This is a genomic window from Thalassobacter sp. HA4-2 (genome assembly GCF_055693705.1).
This window is the reverse complement of sequence record NZ_JBVFUK010000001.1, coordinates 1,431,325-1,445,097: the sequence shown is the minus strand read 5'-3', so window position 1 is coordinate 1,445,097 and position 13,773 is coordinate 1,431,325. Positions and strand designations below refer to the sequence as shown.

Here is a 13,773-nt window from a genome sequence, read left to right as displayed (position 1 = left end):
GCGGATGGAGCAGTTTGCCACCCTCTACACCACCCTCGACCAGACCACGCGCACCAGCGTGAAGACGGCCGCCTTGGCCGATTATTTCCGCACCGCACCGGATGCGGACAAACTGTGGTGTGCGGCGCTGCTGTCGGGTCGCCGCCCCAAGCGCACGATCACCGCCACACGCCTGCGCGAATGGGCGGCAGAGCTGGCAGACCTGCCCCTGTGGCTGTTCGAGGACAGCTATGCGGTCGTGGGCGATCTGGCGGAAACCGTGTCCCTTGTCCTGCCCCCCGCCAAAAGGCCCGAGGCCGCCAGCCTGACGATCTGGATCACGCGCCTGCAAAGCTGGGCCAAGCTGGACGAGCCGGACAAAAAGGCCGCCATCCTGTCCGCATGGGACGCCCTGGACGGGGCAGAGCGTTTCGTCTTCACCAAGCTGATCACGGGCGGGCTGCGGGTAGGCGTCAGTCAGAAACTGATGACCCGCGCCGTGGCCCAGGCCACCAACAGGGAGGAGGCCGAGATCGCCCACCGCCTGATGGGCGGCTGGACCCCGGACACCACCACCTGGGCCGAGCTGATCGAAGGGGCCGACCCATTGGCCGACCTGTCCCGCCCCTATCCGTTCCAACTGGCCTACGGCCTGGAGGATGCGCCCGACACCCTCGGTCCCGCCTCTGACTGGCTGGTGGAATACAAATGGGACGGCATCCGCGCGCAACTGATCCGGCGCGGCGGCGCCCTGTTCGTCTGGTCCCGGGGCGAAGAGCTGATGACCGACCGTTTCCCCGATCTGGCCCCCGCCCTGGACCACCTGCCCGACGGCACCGTGCTGGACGGCGAACTGCTGGCCTGGGACTTTGCCACGGACGCGCCCCTGCCCTTTGCCGCCCTGCAAAAACGCATCGGGCGCAAGACGGTCCCCAAAACGGTCCTCAGGGACGCCCCCGTGGTCCTGCGCGCCTACGACTTGCTGGAGGACGGCGGCGCGGACCTGCGCGCCCTGCCCTTGGCAGACCGCCGCGCCCGGTTGGACGCCCTGCTGCCCGACCCCGCCGCCGCCCCCCTGCGCCTGTCCGAGGGTCTGCCCGGCGATTGGGCCAGCCACACCGCCGTCCGCGCCGGCGCGCGCGACATCGGGGCCGAAGGCTTGATGCTCAAACGTCTGTCCGCCCCCTACCAGGGGGGCCGCAAAAAGGGCGACTGGTGGAAATGGAAGCTGGACCCGCTGACCGTCGACGCGGTGATGATCTACGCCCAATCGGGCCACGGGCGGCGCGCCAACCTGTTCACGGACTACACCTTCGCCTGCTGGAAAGGGAACGAACTTGTCCCCTTCACCAAGGCCTATTCCGGCCTCACGGATGCGGAATTCCGCGAAATCACGACCTGGGTGCGCAAAAACACCCTCGAACGCTTTGGCCCCGTGCGCCGGGTGCCCCCCGAACTGGTGTTCGAAATCGCCTTCGAGGGGATCCAGGAAAGCCCGCGCCACAAATCCGGCATCGCCCTGCGCTTTCCCCGGATGCTGCGCTGGCGGCGCGACAAACCCGCCGCACAGGCCAACACCCACGCCGACCTGCTGGACCTGCTGGCCACCTATGGCTGACACCCCTGCTTCATTGGGTTAAAAATACCCCAACACCACGCCCGCAACAGGACCAACCCCATGACCCTGCCCACCGCCGATGCCCCCCTGCCCAATTCCGCGCCGCGCCTGCGCGCACCCGCCGGGGCCTGCGACAGCCACATCCACATGCTGGCCGCCCCGTCCGAGGCCCCCTTGTGGGCGGGCCGCATCGAGGACCCCGCCCCCGGTCTGACCTTCGAGGCCTACATGGCCGCCTACCGCGCGCAGATGGCGACCCTTGGCATCACCCGCACGGTGGTCGTGCAATCCATCCTTTACGGCACCGACAACACCGTCACCGCCCGCGCCGTGGCCGCCCTTGGCCCAGAGGCGCGCGGCATCGGCCTGGTCACCGATCAAGCCACGGACGCCGACCTCGACCGGCTTGTGGATCAACGCCTCAGCGGCGTGCGCCTGAACTACGTCCACGGGGGCGTGTTGTCGTGGGACGGGGTCAAGGCCATGGCCCCGCGACTGGCGGAGCGGGGGCTGCATGTGCAAATGCTGCTCAACACCCATAAACACATGACCGAACTGGCCGACGACATCCGCGCCATGCCCGTCCCGGTGGTGCTGGATCACATGGGCTGGCCGGACCTGGCGCAGGGCACCGCCGAGCCAGGCTTTCAAACGCTGCTGCACCTTGTGGCCGAGGGGCACGTCCACGTCAAACTCTCCGCCCCCTACCGCCTGTGCGCCGCCCCCTACGACCGAGCCCAGGACCACGCCCAAGCCCTGATCTCTGCCAACTCCGAACGCTGCCTCTGGGGCTCCGACTGGCCGCATATCATGCTGGCTGATGCCACCCGCCCCACCAGCACGGCCCTGTTCGATGCCTTCACAGACGCCTGCCCGGACGAAGCTACACGCACCCAGATCCTTGTCCATACACCGGCCAAACTCTACGGCTTCTGACCCTCATTGTTCCCCAAATACCCTCGGAGGGGGTCCGGGGGAGGCAGAGCCTCCCCCGGCGTCGCGACGGGCCGCAGGCCCGGCGCAAAACCTCATTCCACCATCCACGCCCCCTCGGGATGAAAGGCATGGAAGGCAAAGGCGAACATCAGGTCATGGGGCAGGTCACGGCCCCGGGCGTCGCGCACCCGGACCCAGCCGATGTCGCGGCCCTTCGCGATCGTCTCGTGATCCAACGGCGACGCCATGCCGGCTTCCCAGGTTATCGACACGCCCGCCTCGGTCACGTCCCCCGCGCGGCGCACACGCTCCATCGTCCACGCCCGGTCCCCCACGCGCACAACCCGCGCCAACGGGTGGATGCCATGGGGCGGGTTTTCCCCGGAATAGAGGAACGGCCGGTGCGACCCGTCGTAACCGCGATAGGGGTTGTGGCCATAGGCGCGCCGGTGATCCGGTTCGGCCATGACGGCCCCGCCGGGGTTGCGCGCGGCAAAGGCGGACATGGGCTCCATCCAGCTGGGCAATTCGGTCAACCGCGCCCCCGTCAGATCCCCCACGATCCCCTCGCCCAAGGCCTGTTGCCACCAGCTTTGCGTCTCGCGGTCATACATCACCATGTCCGAATGGCGCAGCTTGCCCGACACCCCGAACGACAGCACCCGGCCCCCGACCCGCCGGTCAAAGGTGATGGCAGAATTGCACAGGGGGCAATAGGTCACCGCAACGGGCACACCGCCCAGGGTGTCATTCACAATCTCATGCCAGTGCAGATAGCGGATCGGATAGGCCCGCGGGGTCTGGCCGGGCAGTTCCAACGTGATGACGGGTTCCGCCGCCGGAATACCCGCCTCTGCCACGCTGACGAAATTCGGCGCATCCAGCGCCGGGATCCCGTCCTTGGGCGGGCCACCGGACAGGATTTCAACGAAAGGCACCGCGCTGCGCGAAAAATCCGTATCCGGCCATTCCACGTCCCAGAACGGCGGCAAGGGTTGGTTGTCTTGAGCCGTGGCGGGGCCTGCAAGGCCAAGCGCCACAAGGGCCACGAGTATCAAACGCATCAGGGATCCTCCTGCCCGAAGCTTGGCGCACAAAAGGATCCCTGCCTAGCCACCCCGCGCCCAGCAGGCGGGGGATGACGGTTTGTTTACTGGGTCACGGCGTCGGGCAGGACGCGCACCTCGACCATCCGGTCGGGCTGGCCGATGACGGCCCCATTGGCCCCGCGCCCGCGCTTGATCGCGTCCACGACCTCCATTCCCGACACGACTTGGCCCACGACGGTATATTGCCCGTTCAGGTGCGGGGCGGGGTCGAACATGATGAAGAACTGGCTGTTGGCACTGTCAGGCGCAGAGGACCGCGCCATGCCCACGGCACCGCGCTCAAAGCCGACACCCTCTGCCACCTCTAGCGCGACATTGGGCCGGTCCGACCCGCCGGTGCCCGCGCGGCGCATGTCCGCGCCCAGCTTGCCGAACTCCACATCGCCGGTCTGCGCCATGAAGCGGTCGATCACCCGGTGAAAGACCACATCGTTGTACGCCCCTTCGCGGGCCAGAGCGGTGATCTGTTCCACGTGGTTCGGGGCCACGTCCTGCAACAGGTCGATGACGACGGTGCCATTGGCCCCCTCGCCCGCGATGTCGATTTCCAGCGTCTCGGCGGCCAGCGGTGTGACGACAGAGGCCGCCACACAGGCCAGCGCGCAGGCCAGCTTACGCATCGGCGGCGACCTTCATCGAGATCATCTTGTCGGGGTTCGCAGGCGGCTCGCCCCGGGTGATGGCGTCCACATGTTCCATCCCGTCGATCACACGCCCGTAGACCGTGTACTGACGGTTCAGGAAGTGGTTGTCGGAGAAGTTGATAAAGAACTGGCTGTTGGCGCTGTCCGGGTTGGCAGAGCGTGCCGCCCCCAAGGTGCCCCGGTCGTGGGGGATGCCGCTGAATTCCGCCTTCAGGTCCGGCAGGTCGGACCCGCCGGTGCCGGCCCGACGCGTGTCGCCGCCATCCGCCTTGCCGTGTTCCACGTCGCCGGTCTGGGCCATGAAGCCGTCGATCACCCGGTGAAAGACCACGCCATCATAGGCCCCGGCGCGGGCCAGTTCCTTGATCCGGGCACAGTGGCCGGGGGCGATGTCGGGCAGCAACTCGATCGTCACATTGCCGTCTTTCAATTCGATGATGATGGTGTTTTCGGGGTCTTTGATATCGGCCATGAGAACCTCCTATTGGCGTTTGGCACATGGGTTTCACAACGGGCGGTCCAGTGCAACCCAAAGGCCGGTCAGCCGCCCAGCTTGGCGATCAGGGCCGTGTTCACCGGGGGGCTGACGAATTTGGACACGTCCCCGCCCAGCCGCGCGATTTCCTTCACCAGCTTGGAGGCGATGGCCTGATGTTCCGCCTCGGCCATCAGGAACACCGTCTCGATACTGTCATCCAGCTGGCGGTTCATGCCGACCATCTGGAATTCATACTCGAAATCCGCAACGGCGCGCAGGCCGCGGATGATGACCTGAGCGCCCACGTCCCGAGCGCAGTCGATCAACAGGTTCTCGAAGGGGTGGGCCACGATCTCGACCCCGGTCTTTTTGGACCAGAAGGCCGCCTCGGCCTCGACCATGGCCAGCCGCTCTTCCAACGTGAACAAAGGCCCCTTGTCGCGGTTGATCGCCACCCCGATGACCAGACGGTCCACAAGGGTGCAGGCCCGTTTGATGATATCAATGTGCCCATAGGTGATCGGGTCAAATGTCCCGGGGTAGAGGCCAGTGCGCATGGGGCATCCCTTCGATAAGTTGGCACCAGCCAAACCGAAAGTCACGCGCGGGTGCAACCCAAAGAGGCTGTCATGCGCGCCCGTGTCGCTTTGGGCAGGGCGGACGCGCCCCTAGTGGCCCATGATCATGCCTTCGAGGGCCTGTTTCTCCATCTGTACCTCGGCCAGGCGGGCCTTGACCACGTCGCCCAAGGTGATCAGACCGACCATCTTGCCGTTCTCGACCACGGGCATGTGGCGAAAGCGGCCCTCGGTCATCTTGGTCAGCACGCTTTCGGCGCTGTCGTTCAAGGCGCAGGTGGTGATCTTGGTGGTCATCATGCTGCCCACGGTTTCGGCCATGCAGGTCGGGCCGCGCTTGCCCAACTCGCGCACGATGTCGCGTTCGGACAGGATGCCGGCCACCGTCTCGCCGTCGTCACAGACCACCAGCGACCCGATGCGGCGGGCCGAAAGCTCGGCCGCGGCCTCGGACACGCTGGCGCCGGAGCCGATGGACAACACCTCGGGTGTGGCTTTGGATTTCAGGATTTGATGGACAAGCATGGCAACCTCCCCTTTTGCATACATCTGTCTACGGCCAGCCTGCGCGCAGAGGTCGCACACTGTCAAGCATGCTGGACGAGCGCTTCCAACCGCGCGACCTCGGCCCGCACCCCTTGGCCCAGCATCTGGGTCAGTGCGAGGCTGCGGGCGGAGCGTGCGCCCTCGGGCGGGCGCAGCAGGTGAAAGCTGCGGGTGAAGTGGACCTGACCGGACAGCACCCGTTGCAAGGTCGGCGCGCTGGACAGGGCAAAGTCATGGACCACCCCCAGCCCTGCCCCCGCCGCCAGCAGGTTCAGCTGCACCGTGGCCGAATTCGACGACACGTCCGGCGACACCCCCAGCAGGGACAGAAAGTCGAGGTCCGCGTCGTAGATCAGGTCGGGGATGTAGCCGACCCAACGGTGCGCGGCCAGATCCTGCGTCCCCACGGGGACACCCCCGGCCAGATAGTCCGTGCTGGCCGCAAGGGACAGGCGGTAGTCGCACAGCTTTTGCACCAGCAGGCGACCGGCCTTGGGAGGGCTGACAGCGATGGCCAGATCCGCCTCTCGCTGGGACAGGTTGAACACGCGCGGCAGGGCCACGATCTGCAACTCCAGCGCGGGGTGATCGGCCATGATCCGGGCACAGACCTGGGGCAACACATGGTTGGCCACCCCGTCCGGCGCGCCGATGCGCACGGACCCGGACAGGGTCTGCGCCCCCGGTTGCAGCCCCGAAAGGCCGCCCGCAATCTCGGCCTCGACCCGTTCGGCATGGGCCAGCAGGCCCTGCCCCCCTTGGGTCAACCGGTAGCCCTGTTGCGATTTCAGGAACAGGGCCACGCCCGCCGCCTCTTCCAGCCGGGCGATGCGGCGGCTGACCGTGGCGGGATCGACCCGCAAAGCGCGCCCGGCCCCCGACAGGCTTTCGGCCCGGGCGGTGGCCAGAAAAATTCGCAGGTCATCCCAGTCCATCGCTTACCCATATTTTTGCAAGACACTTTTGCAATGTTACCTGTTTTTACGCAAAGGCGCAAAGGCTAGGCTGTCGCAAACATCGGGAGAGTTTTCATGGAACACATCGGACACTACATCGACGGGGCGGTCACGCCCGGCACCTCGGATCGCACGGCGGATGTCTACAACCCCGCCATTGGCGAAGTGCAGGCCAAAGTCGCCCTCGCCACCAAGGCAGAGGTGGACGCCGCCGTGGCCATCGCCGCCGCCGCCCAGCCCAAGTGGGCCGCCACCAACCCGCAGCGCCGCGCCCGGGTGCTGATGAAGTTCGTGGACCTGCTGCACCGGGACATGGACAAACTGGCCGAGGCCCTGTCGCGCGAACACGGCAAGACCCTGCCCGACGCCAAGGGCGACGTGCAGCGCGGGCTGGAGGTGGTCGAATTCTGCATCGGCGCGCCCCACCTGCTCAAGGGTGAATACACCGACAGCGCAGGCCCCGGCATCGACATGTATTCCATGAAGCAGCCCTTGGGCGTGACGGCAGGCATCACCCCGTTCAACTTTCCGGCCATGATCCCCATGTGGATGTTTGCCCCCGCCGTGGTGTGCGGCAACGCCTTTATCCTGAAACCGTCCGAGCGTGACCCCTCGGTCCCCATGATGCTGGCCGCCTTGATGGAGGAAGCGGGCCTGCCCAAGGGCATCCTGCAGGTGGTCAATGGCGACAAGGAGGCCGTGGACGCCCTGTTGGACAACGAGATCGTGCAAAGCATCGGCTTTGTCGGCTCCACCCCCATCGCCGCCTATATCTATGAGCGAGGCTGCGCCAACGGCAAACGGGTGCAGTGTTTCGGTGGCGCCAAGAACCACATGATCATCATGCCCGACGCCGACATGGACCAAGCCGCCGATGCCCTGATCGGGGCAGGCTACGGGGCGGCGGGCGAGCGTTGCATGGCCATCTCGGTCGCAGTGCCCGTGGGCGAGGACACCGCCGACCGCCTGATCGACAAACTGGTGCCGCGTATCGAGGCCCTGAAGGTCGGCCCCTACACCGCTGGCAATGACGTGGATTACGGCCCCGTTGTGACCGCTGCCGCCAAGGCCAACATCGAGCGGCTGGTACAAACCGGCGTCGATCAAGGGGCAGAGCTGGTGGTCGATGGGCGCGATTTCAAATTGCAGGGCTACGAGGACGGCTTTTTTGTCGGCCCGCACCTGTTTGACCGCGTGACCCGGGACATGGACATCTACACCCAGGAAATCTTTGGCCCCGTCCTATCCTGTGTGCGCGCCGAAACCTATGAAGAGGCCCTAGGCTTGGCCATGGATCACGAATACGGCAACGGCACCGCGATCTTTACCCGGGACGGCGACGCGGCGCGCGACTTTGCCAACCGGGTGAACATCGGGATGGTTGGGGTGAACGTGCCGATCCCCGTGCCGCTGGCCTATCACACCTTTGGCGGCTGGAAGAAGTCGGTCTTTGGCGACCTGAACCAGCACGGTGTGGATGCGTTCAAGTTCTACACCCGCACCAAGACCGTAACCGCCCGCTGGCCCAGCGGCATCAAGGAAGGCGGCGAATTCAGCATCCCCGTGATGGAGTGAGCGCGCCTTGGCCCCTGTCGCTGTGCGCAGGGGCCCGTTTTGCGCTCAGGTTCCTGTAGGCAGCGAACCCAAGGCGGTCACGCCCTGCGCGCGGGCCTCGTCGGTCAGGTAGTCGCGATTGCCCGCAACGGTGATCAGGGCGTGTAACTGATCGCCATAGTTGCAGATCTGGTCGGCATTGTTCGCCTTGACTGCGGTGTTCACATTGGTCGACATGCCAGAGATGTGGTTGGACCAATCCTGTTGCGTCAGGTGGTCCCAACCGGCCCCCCCGAAAGACGCCAGATGCGTGGCATAGTCGTTGTCACTGCACGCGGAATACCGGGTAAAGGCGTCGTCGAAAGTGCTGCGAATGGTCTGGCCCGAAAGCTCCAACTGGATGTCCTCGGCGAGGTTTGCCAGACCTTGGGACACGACGCTGGTGGTCGCAATCCCAAGGCCCGTGACCGCAGCGGTCAAAACAACCCAATCCACGGTGACAGCACCGGATTCAGATGTGAGAAAGTGAAACAAGGCATACTCCATACCAAACTAAGCGTTTTCTAGGCCAAAAGAGGGGCTGGAATGTGGCCGCAAATATGCTCAAATCGCTGTCACTGCGCGCGGCTTGGGGACAATTTTAGACAAATGCCGCGACTGTTGCGAATGCGAGGAGAATGGCATGAATTTTGCACTGGATGAGTCGGATTGCGCCATGTTCGATATGGCTCGGGACTTCGGTCAGGCGGAAATCGCACCTCACGCCCGCAGGTGGGAGGCGGAGGGGACGATCCCCAAGGACCTGTGGCCGAAACTGGCAGAGTTGGGCTTTGCCGGCCTGTATGTCTCCGAGGCGCACGGCGGGTCCGGGCTGTCGCGCCTGCAGGCCACACTGGTGTTCGAGGCACTGTCCATGGCCTGCCCGTCCGTGGCGGCCTTCCTGTCGATCCACAACATGTGTGCCAAGATGCTGGACAGTTTCGCCAGTGACACCGTGCGCGACACCTACCTGCCCCGCGCCCTGACCATGGAGACGGTGTTTAGCTATTGCCTGACCGAACCCGGGTCCGGGTCCGATGCCGCCGCCCTCAAGACCCGCGCGGTGCCGACCAACGAAGGGTGGCGCCTGACGGGGACGAAGGCGTTCATCTCGGGCGGCGGATACTCGGACGCCTATATCGTCATGGCGCGCACGGGCGATGACGGCCCCAAGGGGATTTCCGCCATGATCCTTGAGGACGGAACCGAGGGCCTGTCCTTTGGCGGGCTGGAGGACAAGATGGGCTGGCGGTCCCAACCCACCCGCGCGGTCCAGATGGATGCAGCACTGGCGCACCACATGCTGGGGGACGCGGGCGCGGGATTCAAATATGCCATGGCCGGTTTGGACGGCGGACGGTTGAACATTGCGGCCTGTTCGCTGGGCGCGGCGCAGACCGCGATGGATGCGACACTGGCGTATGTGGGAGAGCGCCAGGCCTTTGGCAAAGCGCTGGATCAGTTCCAGAACACCCAATTCCGGCTGGCCGAGATGGAGATCGAGCTGCAAGCCGCCCGCACCTTCCTGTGCCAAGCCGCGTGGATGTTGGATCAGGGCGACCCCAAAGCCACCAAGTTCTGCGCCATGGCCAAGAAACACGTCACCGAGGTCGGCAGCCGTGTTGTTGACGGCTGCCTGCAATTGCACGGCGGCTATGGCTATCTGGCTGATTACGGCATCGAAAAGCTGTCGCGCGACCTGCGGGTGCACCAGATTCTGGAGGGCACGAACGAGATCATGCGCCTGATCGTGGCCCGCGATATGCTGGCTGACCGCTAAGGGGTTTCGGGGCCTTGCGGCCCCGACCGACCGGGGGCGTTGCCCCCGGACCCCCCAGGGGTATTTGAAACCCAATGAAGCAGGGACGGGTAAAATGGCAAACATCGACATTCGCATCACTGGAAAGGCCGGTCGGATCACCTTGAACCGGCCGCAGGCGCTGAACGCGCTGACGTGGGACATGTGTCTGGCGATAGAGAAAGCGCTGGACGCTTGGGCGGATGAGGCGACGGTGGATCTGGTGATCATCGACGGGCTGGGGGAACGCGCGTTCTGCGCCGGCGGCGACATCACTGAAATGCACGCGGCGGGTGTTGAGGGGCGTTATGATTATGGCCAGCGGTTCTGGGCCGATGAATACCGGATGAACGCCAAGTTGTTCCACTTCCCCAAGCCGGTGGTGACCCTGCTGCACGGCTTTACCATGGGGGGCGGTGTCGGCGTGGGCTGTCATGGGTCTCATCGGATCGTCTGCGAGACGAGCCAGATCGCCATGCCCGAATGTGCCATCGGCCTGATCCCGGACGTGGGCGGGTCGCTGATCCTGGCCCGCGCGCCGGGGCGGTGTGGCGCGTTTTTAGGCGCAACCGGGCATCGTATGGATGCGGGCGATGCGATTTATGCGGGCTTTGCCGATTACTATGTCCCGCAATCAAGTTGGGCGGAATTGGTAGACGCCTTGGTGGCCACGGGGGACGTGGGCGCGGTCGACCGGGCCGCGCGCCCCGCCCCGGCGGCGCAGCTGGCCGAAGTGCAGGATCAGATCGACTTGCTGTTCGGGGGCGAAGACTTGGGCGACATTGCCCGCGCCCTGGCCGCCAGTGACACCGCATTCGCCACCCGGGCGGCCCGCGCCCTATCGCGCAACGCGCCGCTGGCCATGGCGGCGGCGGTGGAAATCCAGCACCGTCTGAACGAGGGCAGCACGATCGAGACGGCCTTGGGGCTGGAATACCGCTTTACCCATCGCGCGCTGGCCCAGGGGGATTTTGTCGAAGGCATCCGCGCCCAGATTATCGACAAGGACAAATCACCCAAGTGGACCCACCCGGGCCCACAAGCCGTCCCCCCGGTGGAGGTGTCGCGCATGCTGATGCCCCTTGGCGCGGACGCATTGAAGTTTTGAGGGAGAGAGACATGAAAATCGGATTTATCGGCCTGGGCAACATGGGCGCCCCCATGGCGGCGAACCTGGCGGCGGCGGGTCACGAGGTCACAGGGTTTGACACCGTGGCCCGGCCCGAGGGCCTGACCATGGCCGGATCAGCGGCGGCGGCAGCACAGGGCGCGGATGTCGTTATCACCATGCTGCCAAGCGGTGCCATCTTGCGCGCCGTGGCGGCGGAGATCCTTCCGGCCATGGACGCGACGGCCATCCTGCTGGACTGCTCCACCGTGGATGTGGACAGCGCGCGCGCCGTGGCGGCGGATGCGGCAAAGGCGGGGATCGCGGCCCTTGATGCGCCGGTGTCAGGGGGCGTCGGCGGGGCCACCGCCGGGACGCTGACCTTCATGGTGGGCGGCGGGACCGAGGCCTTTGCCACCGCACTGCCCCTGTTCGAGATCATGGGCCAAAAGGCCGTGCACTGCGGGGAGGCAGGCAACGGTCAAGCGGCCAAGATCTGCAACAACATGATCCTCGGCGTGACCATGGTCGCCACTTGCGAGGCCTTTGCCCTGGCCGACAAACTGGGGCTGGACCGACAGGCCATGTTTGATGTGGTGTCCACATCCTCGGGCTACAGCTGGTCCATGAACGCCTATTGCCCGGCACCTGGCATCGGTCCGCACAGTCCCGCGGACAACGACTACGCCCCCGGGTTCGCGGCGGCCCTGATGCTCAAGGACCTGCGCCTGAGCCAGCAGGCCGCCGAAGGGGCCGATGCAGACACGCCACTTGGGCAAGCCGCAACGGATCTTTACGCCGAGTTTGTGGAAAGCGAAGGTCAGGGCCACAAGGACTTTTCCGCCATGCTGCCCCGACTGGCCGCCCGGTCCCGGCCCTGACAGACCACCGCCCGCAAGGGGCGTCGGGCCGTTCAGGCGGCCTCGGCGCGGAAGGGCACCCGGTCAGGGTGTCCGCCCGTGCCGATCCCCTTCGTCCCTAGGACAGAACGGGCACGTGTTTGCCCGACCACAACTTCGGCCCATTCACGTGGACCGAATTGCCCTTCGTGTCGACGCCCACGTTTACTGGCATGTCCTCGACCTCGAAGGCGTGGATGGCTTCCATGCCCAGATCCTCAAAGGCGATGACCTTGGCGGCGCGGATAGCCTTGGACACCAGCACAGCCGCGCCCCCCACGGCGATCAGATAGGTCGCGCCGTGTTTGGCGATCTCGGCGGTGGCGGCAGGGCCCCGTTCGGCCTTGCCCACCATGCACAACAGGCCCTGTTCCAGCATCATCTCGGTGAACCCATCCATCCGGGTCGATGTGGTGGGGCCTGCCGGGCCCACGGCCTCGCCCTCTATGGGGTCGACGGGGCCGACGTAGTAAATGGTCTTGCCGCGCAGATCCACGGGCAGTTCCTCGCCCGCGGCCAGCATGTCGCGGATGCGCTTGTGCGCGGCATCCCGACCCGTCAGCAGGGTGCCTGACAACAACAGAGTCTCGCCCGGCTCCCAGGTGGCCATTTCTTCCTTGGTCAGGGTGTTGAGGTTCACGCGTTTGGCCGCACCTGCGCCCGCATGCATCCCCTCGGGCCAGTCGGACAGGTTGGGCGGATCCAAGTAGGCCGGCCCCTCGCCATTCATCACCACATGGGCGTGGCGGTTGGCGGCGCATTGCGGCACCAGCGCCACCGGTTTAGAGGCCGCGTGTGTCGGATAGGTCGCCAGTTTCACATCCACCACCGTGGTCATGCCACCCAAACCCTGCGCCCCGATGCCCAACCCGTTGATCCGGTCATAGACCCGCAGGCGCATCTCTTCCTCGGGGGTGTTGGGGCCACGGGCGATCAGTTCGGGCATGTCGATCGGATCCATGACGCAGCGTTTGCCCAGCAGCATCGCCTTTTCGGCGCTGCCGCCCACGCCGATGCCCATCACGCCGGGGGGCACCAGCCCGCGCCCAGAGTCTCGACGGTTTGCACGACCCAATCCTCGACGCTCGCCGCGGGGTTCAGGGTGGTGTAGCGGGCCTTGTTTTCCGACCCGCCGCCCTTGGCCGCGATCATCAGATCCAGGGTGGTGCCTGCGACGACCTCGACGTGGGTGACGGCGGGGGTATTGTCACGGGTGTTTTTGCGGGCAAAAATCGGGTCCGCCACCATGGAGGCGCGCAGGGGGTTGCCTGCATCCAAGTAAGCCAGCCGCGTCGCCTCGTTGATCAACTCGGGCAGCGTGCGCGCGTCGTCGATCACCACCTTGTTGCCGATCTGGGCGAACACCGTGACCATGCCTGTGTCTTGGCACATGGGGCGCTTCCCCAAGGCCGCCAGACGGCTGCTTTCAAGGATTTGCCCCATGGCGGCCTTGGCCCCGGCGCTTTCCTCGCGCGTGTAGGCGGCGGCCAGGGATTTCAGATAGTCCTGCGGGTGATAGACCGCGATGTGT

General features: G+C 65.7%; 13 protein-coding genes and 1 pseudogene. 6 read left to right on the top strand and 8 right to left on the bottom strand.

The window, feature by feature from the left end:
* The first annotated feature begins 4 nt into the window (after positions 1–4).
* On the top strand, positions 5–1,597 hold the full coding sequence (locus ACZ1G0_RS07345; protein ID WP_472736348.1) for an ATP-dependent DNA ligase: 1,593 nt from the start codon (positions 5–7) through the stop codon (positions 1,595–1,597).
* 60 nt (positions 1,598–1,657) lie between these two features.
* Positions 1,658–2,533, top strand: a complete 876-nt coding sequence (locus ACZ1G0_RS07340; protein WP_472736347.1) for an amidohydrolase family protein — start codon at positions 1,658–1,660, stop codon at positions 2,531–2,533.
* 92 nt (positions 2,534–2,625) lie between these two features.
* On the opposite strand, the gene ACZ1G0_RS07335 is transcribed toward ACZ1G0_RS07340, so the two are convergent.
* The 6 genes from ACZ1G0_RS07335 to ACZ1G0_RS07310 form a co-directional block, all read right to left on the bottom strand.
* Positions 2,626–3,597, bottom strand: coding sequence for a DUF3179 domain-containing protein (locus tag ACZ1G0_RS07335; RefSeq protein WP_472736346.1), 972 nt, complete (start codon positions 3,595–3,597; stop codon positions 2,626–2,628).
* Between the two features lie 86 nt (positions 3,598–3,683).
* Entirely contained in the window at positions 3,684–4,262 is a 579-nt protein-coding gene (locus tag ACZ1G0_RS07330; RefSeq protein WP_472736345.1) for a peptidylprolyl isomerase, read from the bottom strand.
* Positions 4,255–4,758: a peptidylprolyl isomerase gene (locus tag ACZ1G0_RS07325; protein WP_472736344.1), complete on the bottom strand. Its 504-nt coding sequence runs from the start codon at positions 4,756–4,758 to the stop codon at positions 4,255–4,257. The genes ACZ1G0_RS07330 and ACZ1G0_RS07325 overlap by 8 nt, the downstream gene beginning before the upstream one ends.
* A 68-nt stretch (positions 4,759–4,826) precedes the next feature.
* Entirely contained in the window at positions 4,827–5,321 is a 495-nt protein-coding gene (coaD, locus tag ACZ1G0_RS07320) for a pantetheine-phosphate adenylyltransferase (protein WP_472736343.1), read from the bottom strand.
* A 111-nt stretch (positions 5,322–5,432) separates the two neighbouring features.
* Complete coding sequence (locus tag ACZ1G0_RS07315; protein ID WP_472736342.1) at positions 5,433–5,867, bottom strand: CBS domain-containing protein; 435 nt, start codon at positions 5,865–5,867, stop codon at positions 5,433–5,435.
* Between the two features lie 62 nt (positions 5,868–5,929).
* On the bottom strand, positions 5,930–6,823 hold the full coding sequence (locus tag ACZ1G0_RS07310; protein WP_472736341.1) for a LysR family transcriptional regulator: 894 nt from the start codon (positions 6,821–6,823) through the stop codon (positions 5,930–5,932).
* Positions 6,824–6,919: 96 nt separating this feature from the next.
* Between ACZ1G0_RS07310 and ACZ1G0_RS07305 the strand changes: the two genes are divergently transcribed.
* Positions 6,920–8,419 carry a CoA-acylating methylmalonate-semialdehyde dehydrogenase gene (locus tag ACZ1G0_RS07305; RefSeq protein ID WP_472736340.1) on the top strand — a complete coding sequence of 500 codons (1,500 nt, stop codon included), beginning with the start codon at positions 6,920–6,922 and terminating at the stop codon, positions 8,417–8,419.
* 45 nt (positions 8,420–8,464) lie between these two features.
* Here ACZ1G0_RS07305 and ACZ1G0_RS07300 read toward each other — a convergent pair whose 3' ends face one another.
* On the bottom strand, positions 8,465–8,932 hold the full coding sequence (locus ACZ1G0_RS07300; RefSeq protein ID WP_472736339.1) for a hypothetical protein: 468 nt from the start codon (positions 8,930–8,932) through the stop codon (positions 8,465–8,467).
* Positions 8,933–9,080: 148 nt separating this feature from the next.
* On the opposite strand from ACZ1G0_RS07300, the gene ACZ1G0_RS07295 reads away from it, so the two are divergent.
* The 3 genes from ACZ1G0_RS07295 (at position 9,081) to mmsB (ending at position 12,224) form a co-directional block, all read left to right on the top strand.
* A complete protein-coding gene (locus ACZ1G0_RS07295) occupies positions 9,081–10,217 on the top strand; it encodes an acyl-CoA dehydrogenase family protein (protein WP_472736338.1) in 1,137 nt (378 codons plus the stop codon).
* Positions 10,218–10,311: 94 nt separating this feature from the next.
* Positions 10,312–11,343, top strand: coding sequence for an enoyl-CoA hydratase/isomerase family protein (locus ACZ1G0_RS07290; protein WP_472736337.1), 1,032 nt, complete (start codon positions 10,312–10,314; stop codon positions 11,341–11,343).
* 11 nt (positions 11,344–11,354) lie between these two features.
* Positions 11,355–12,224 (top strand): 3-hydroxyisobutyrate dehydrogenase, encoded by an 870-nt coding sequence (gene mmsB / locus ACZ1G0_RS07285; protein ID WP_472736336.1) that lies wholly within the window; start codon positions 11,355–11,357, stop codon positions 12,222–12,224.
* A gap of 97 nt (positions 12,225–12,321) precedes the next feature.
* On the opposite strand, the pseudogene ACZ1G0_RS07280 reads toward mmsB, so the two are convergent.
* Positions 12,322–13,742 (bottom strand): annotated as a pseudogene (locus tag ACZ1G0_RS07280) (fumarate hydratase).
* Positions 13,743–13,773 lie beyond the last annotated feature (31 nt).

Excerpts from the sequence above, each read along its gene's own strand:
- ACZ1G0_RS07345 (WP_472736348.1), top strand. The coding sequence starts at position 5 with ATGGAGCAGTTTGCCACCCTCTACACCACCCTCGACCAGACCACGCGC.
- ACZ1G0_RS07340 (WP_472736347.1), top strand. The coding sequence starts at position 1,658 with ATGACCCTGCCCACCGCCGATGCCCCCCTGCCCAATTCCGCGCCGCGC.
- ACZ1G0_RS07335 (WP_472736346.1), bottom strand. The coding sequence starts at position 3,597 with ATGCGTTTGATACTCGTGGCCCTTGTGGCGCTTGGCCTTGCAGGCCCC.
- ACZ1G0_RS07330 (WP_472736345.1), bottom strand. The coding sequence starts at position 4,262 with ATGCGTAAGCTGGCCTGCGCGCTGGCCTGTGTGGCGGCCTCTGTCGTC.
- ACZ1G0_RS07325 (WP_472736344.1), bottom strand. The coding sequence starts at position 4,758 with ATGGCCGATATCAAAGACCCCGAAAACACCATCATCATCGAATTGAAA.
- coaD (WP_472736343.1), bottom strand. The coding sequence starts at position 5,321 with ATGCGCACTGGCCTCTACCCCGGGACATTTGACCCGATCACCTATGGG.
- ACZ1G0_RS07315 (WP_472736342.1), bottom strand. The coding sequence starts at position 5,867 with ATGCTTGTCCATCAAATCCTGAAATCCAAAGCCACACCCGAGGTGTTG.
- ACZ1G0_RS07310 (WP_472736341.1), bottom strand. The coding sequence starts at position 6,823 with ATGGACTGGGATGACCTGCGAATTTTTCTGGCCACCGCCCGGGCCGAA.
- ACZ1G0_RS07305 (WP_472736340.1), top strand. The coding sequence starts at position 6,920 with ATGGAACACATCGGACACTACATCGACGGGGCGGTCACGCCCGGCACC.
- ACZ1G0_RS07295 (WP_472736338.1), top strand. The coding sequence starts at position 9,081 with ATGAATTTTGCACTGGATGAGTCGGATTGCGCCATGTTCGATATGGCT.
- ACZ1G0_RS07290 (WP_472736337.1), top strand. The coding sequence starts at position 10,312 with ATGGCAAACATCGACATTCGCATCACTGGAAAGGCCGGTCGGATCACC.
- mmsB (WP_472736336.1), top strand. The coding sequence starts at position 11,355 with ATGAAAATCGGATTTATCGGCCTGGGCAACATGGGCGCCCCCATGGCG.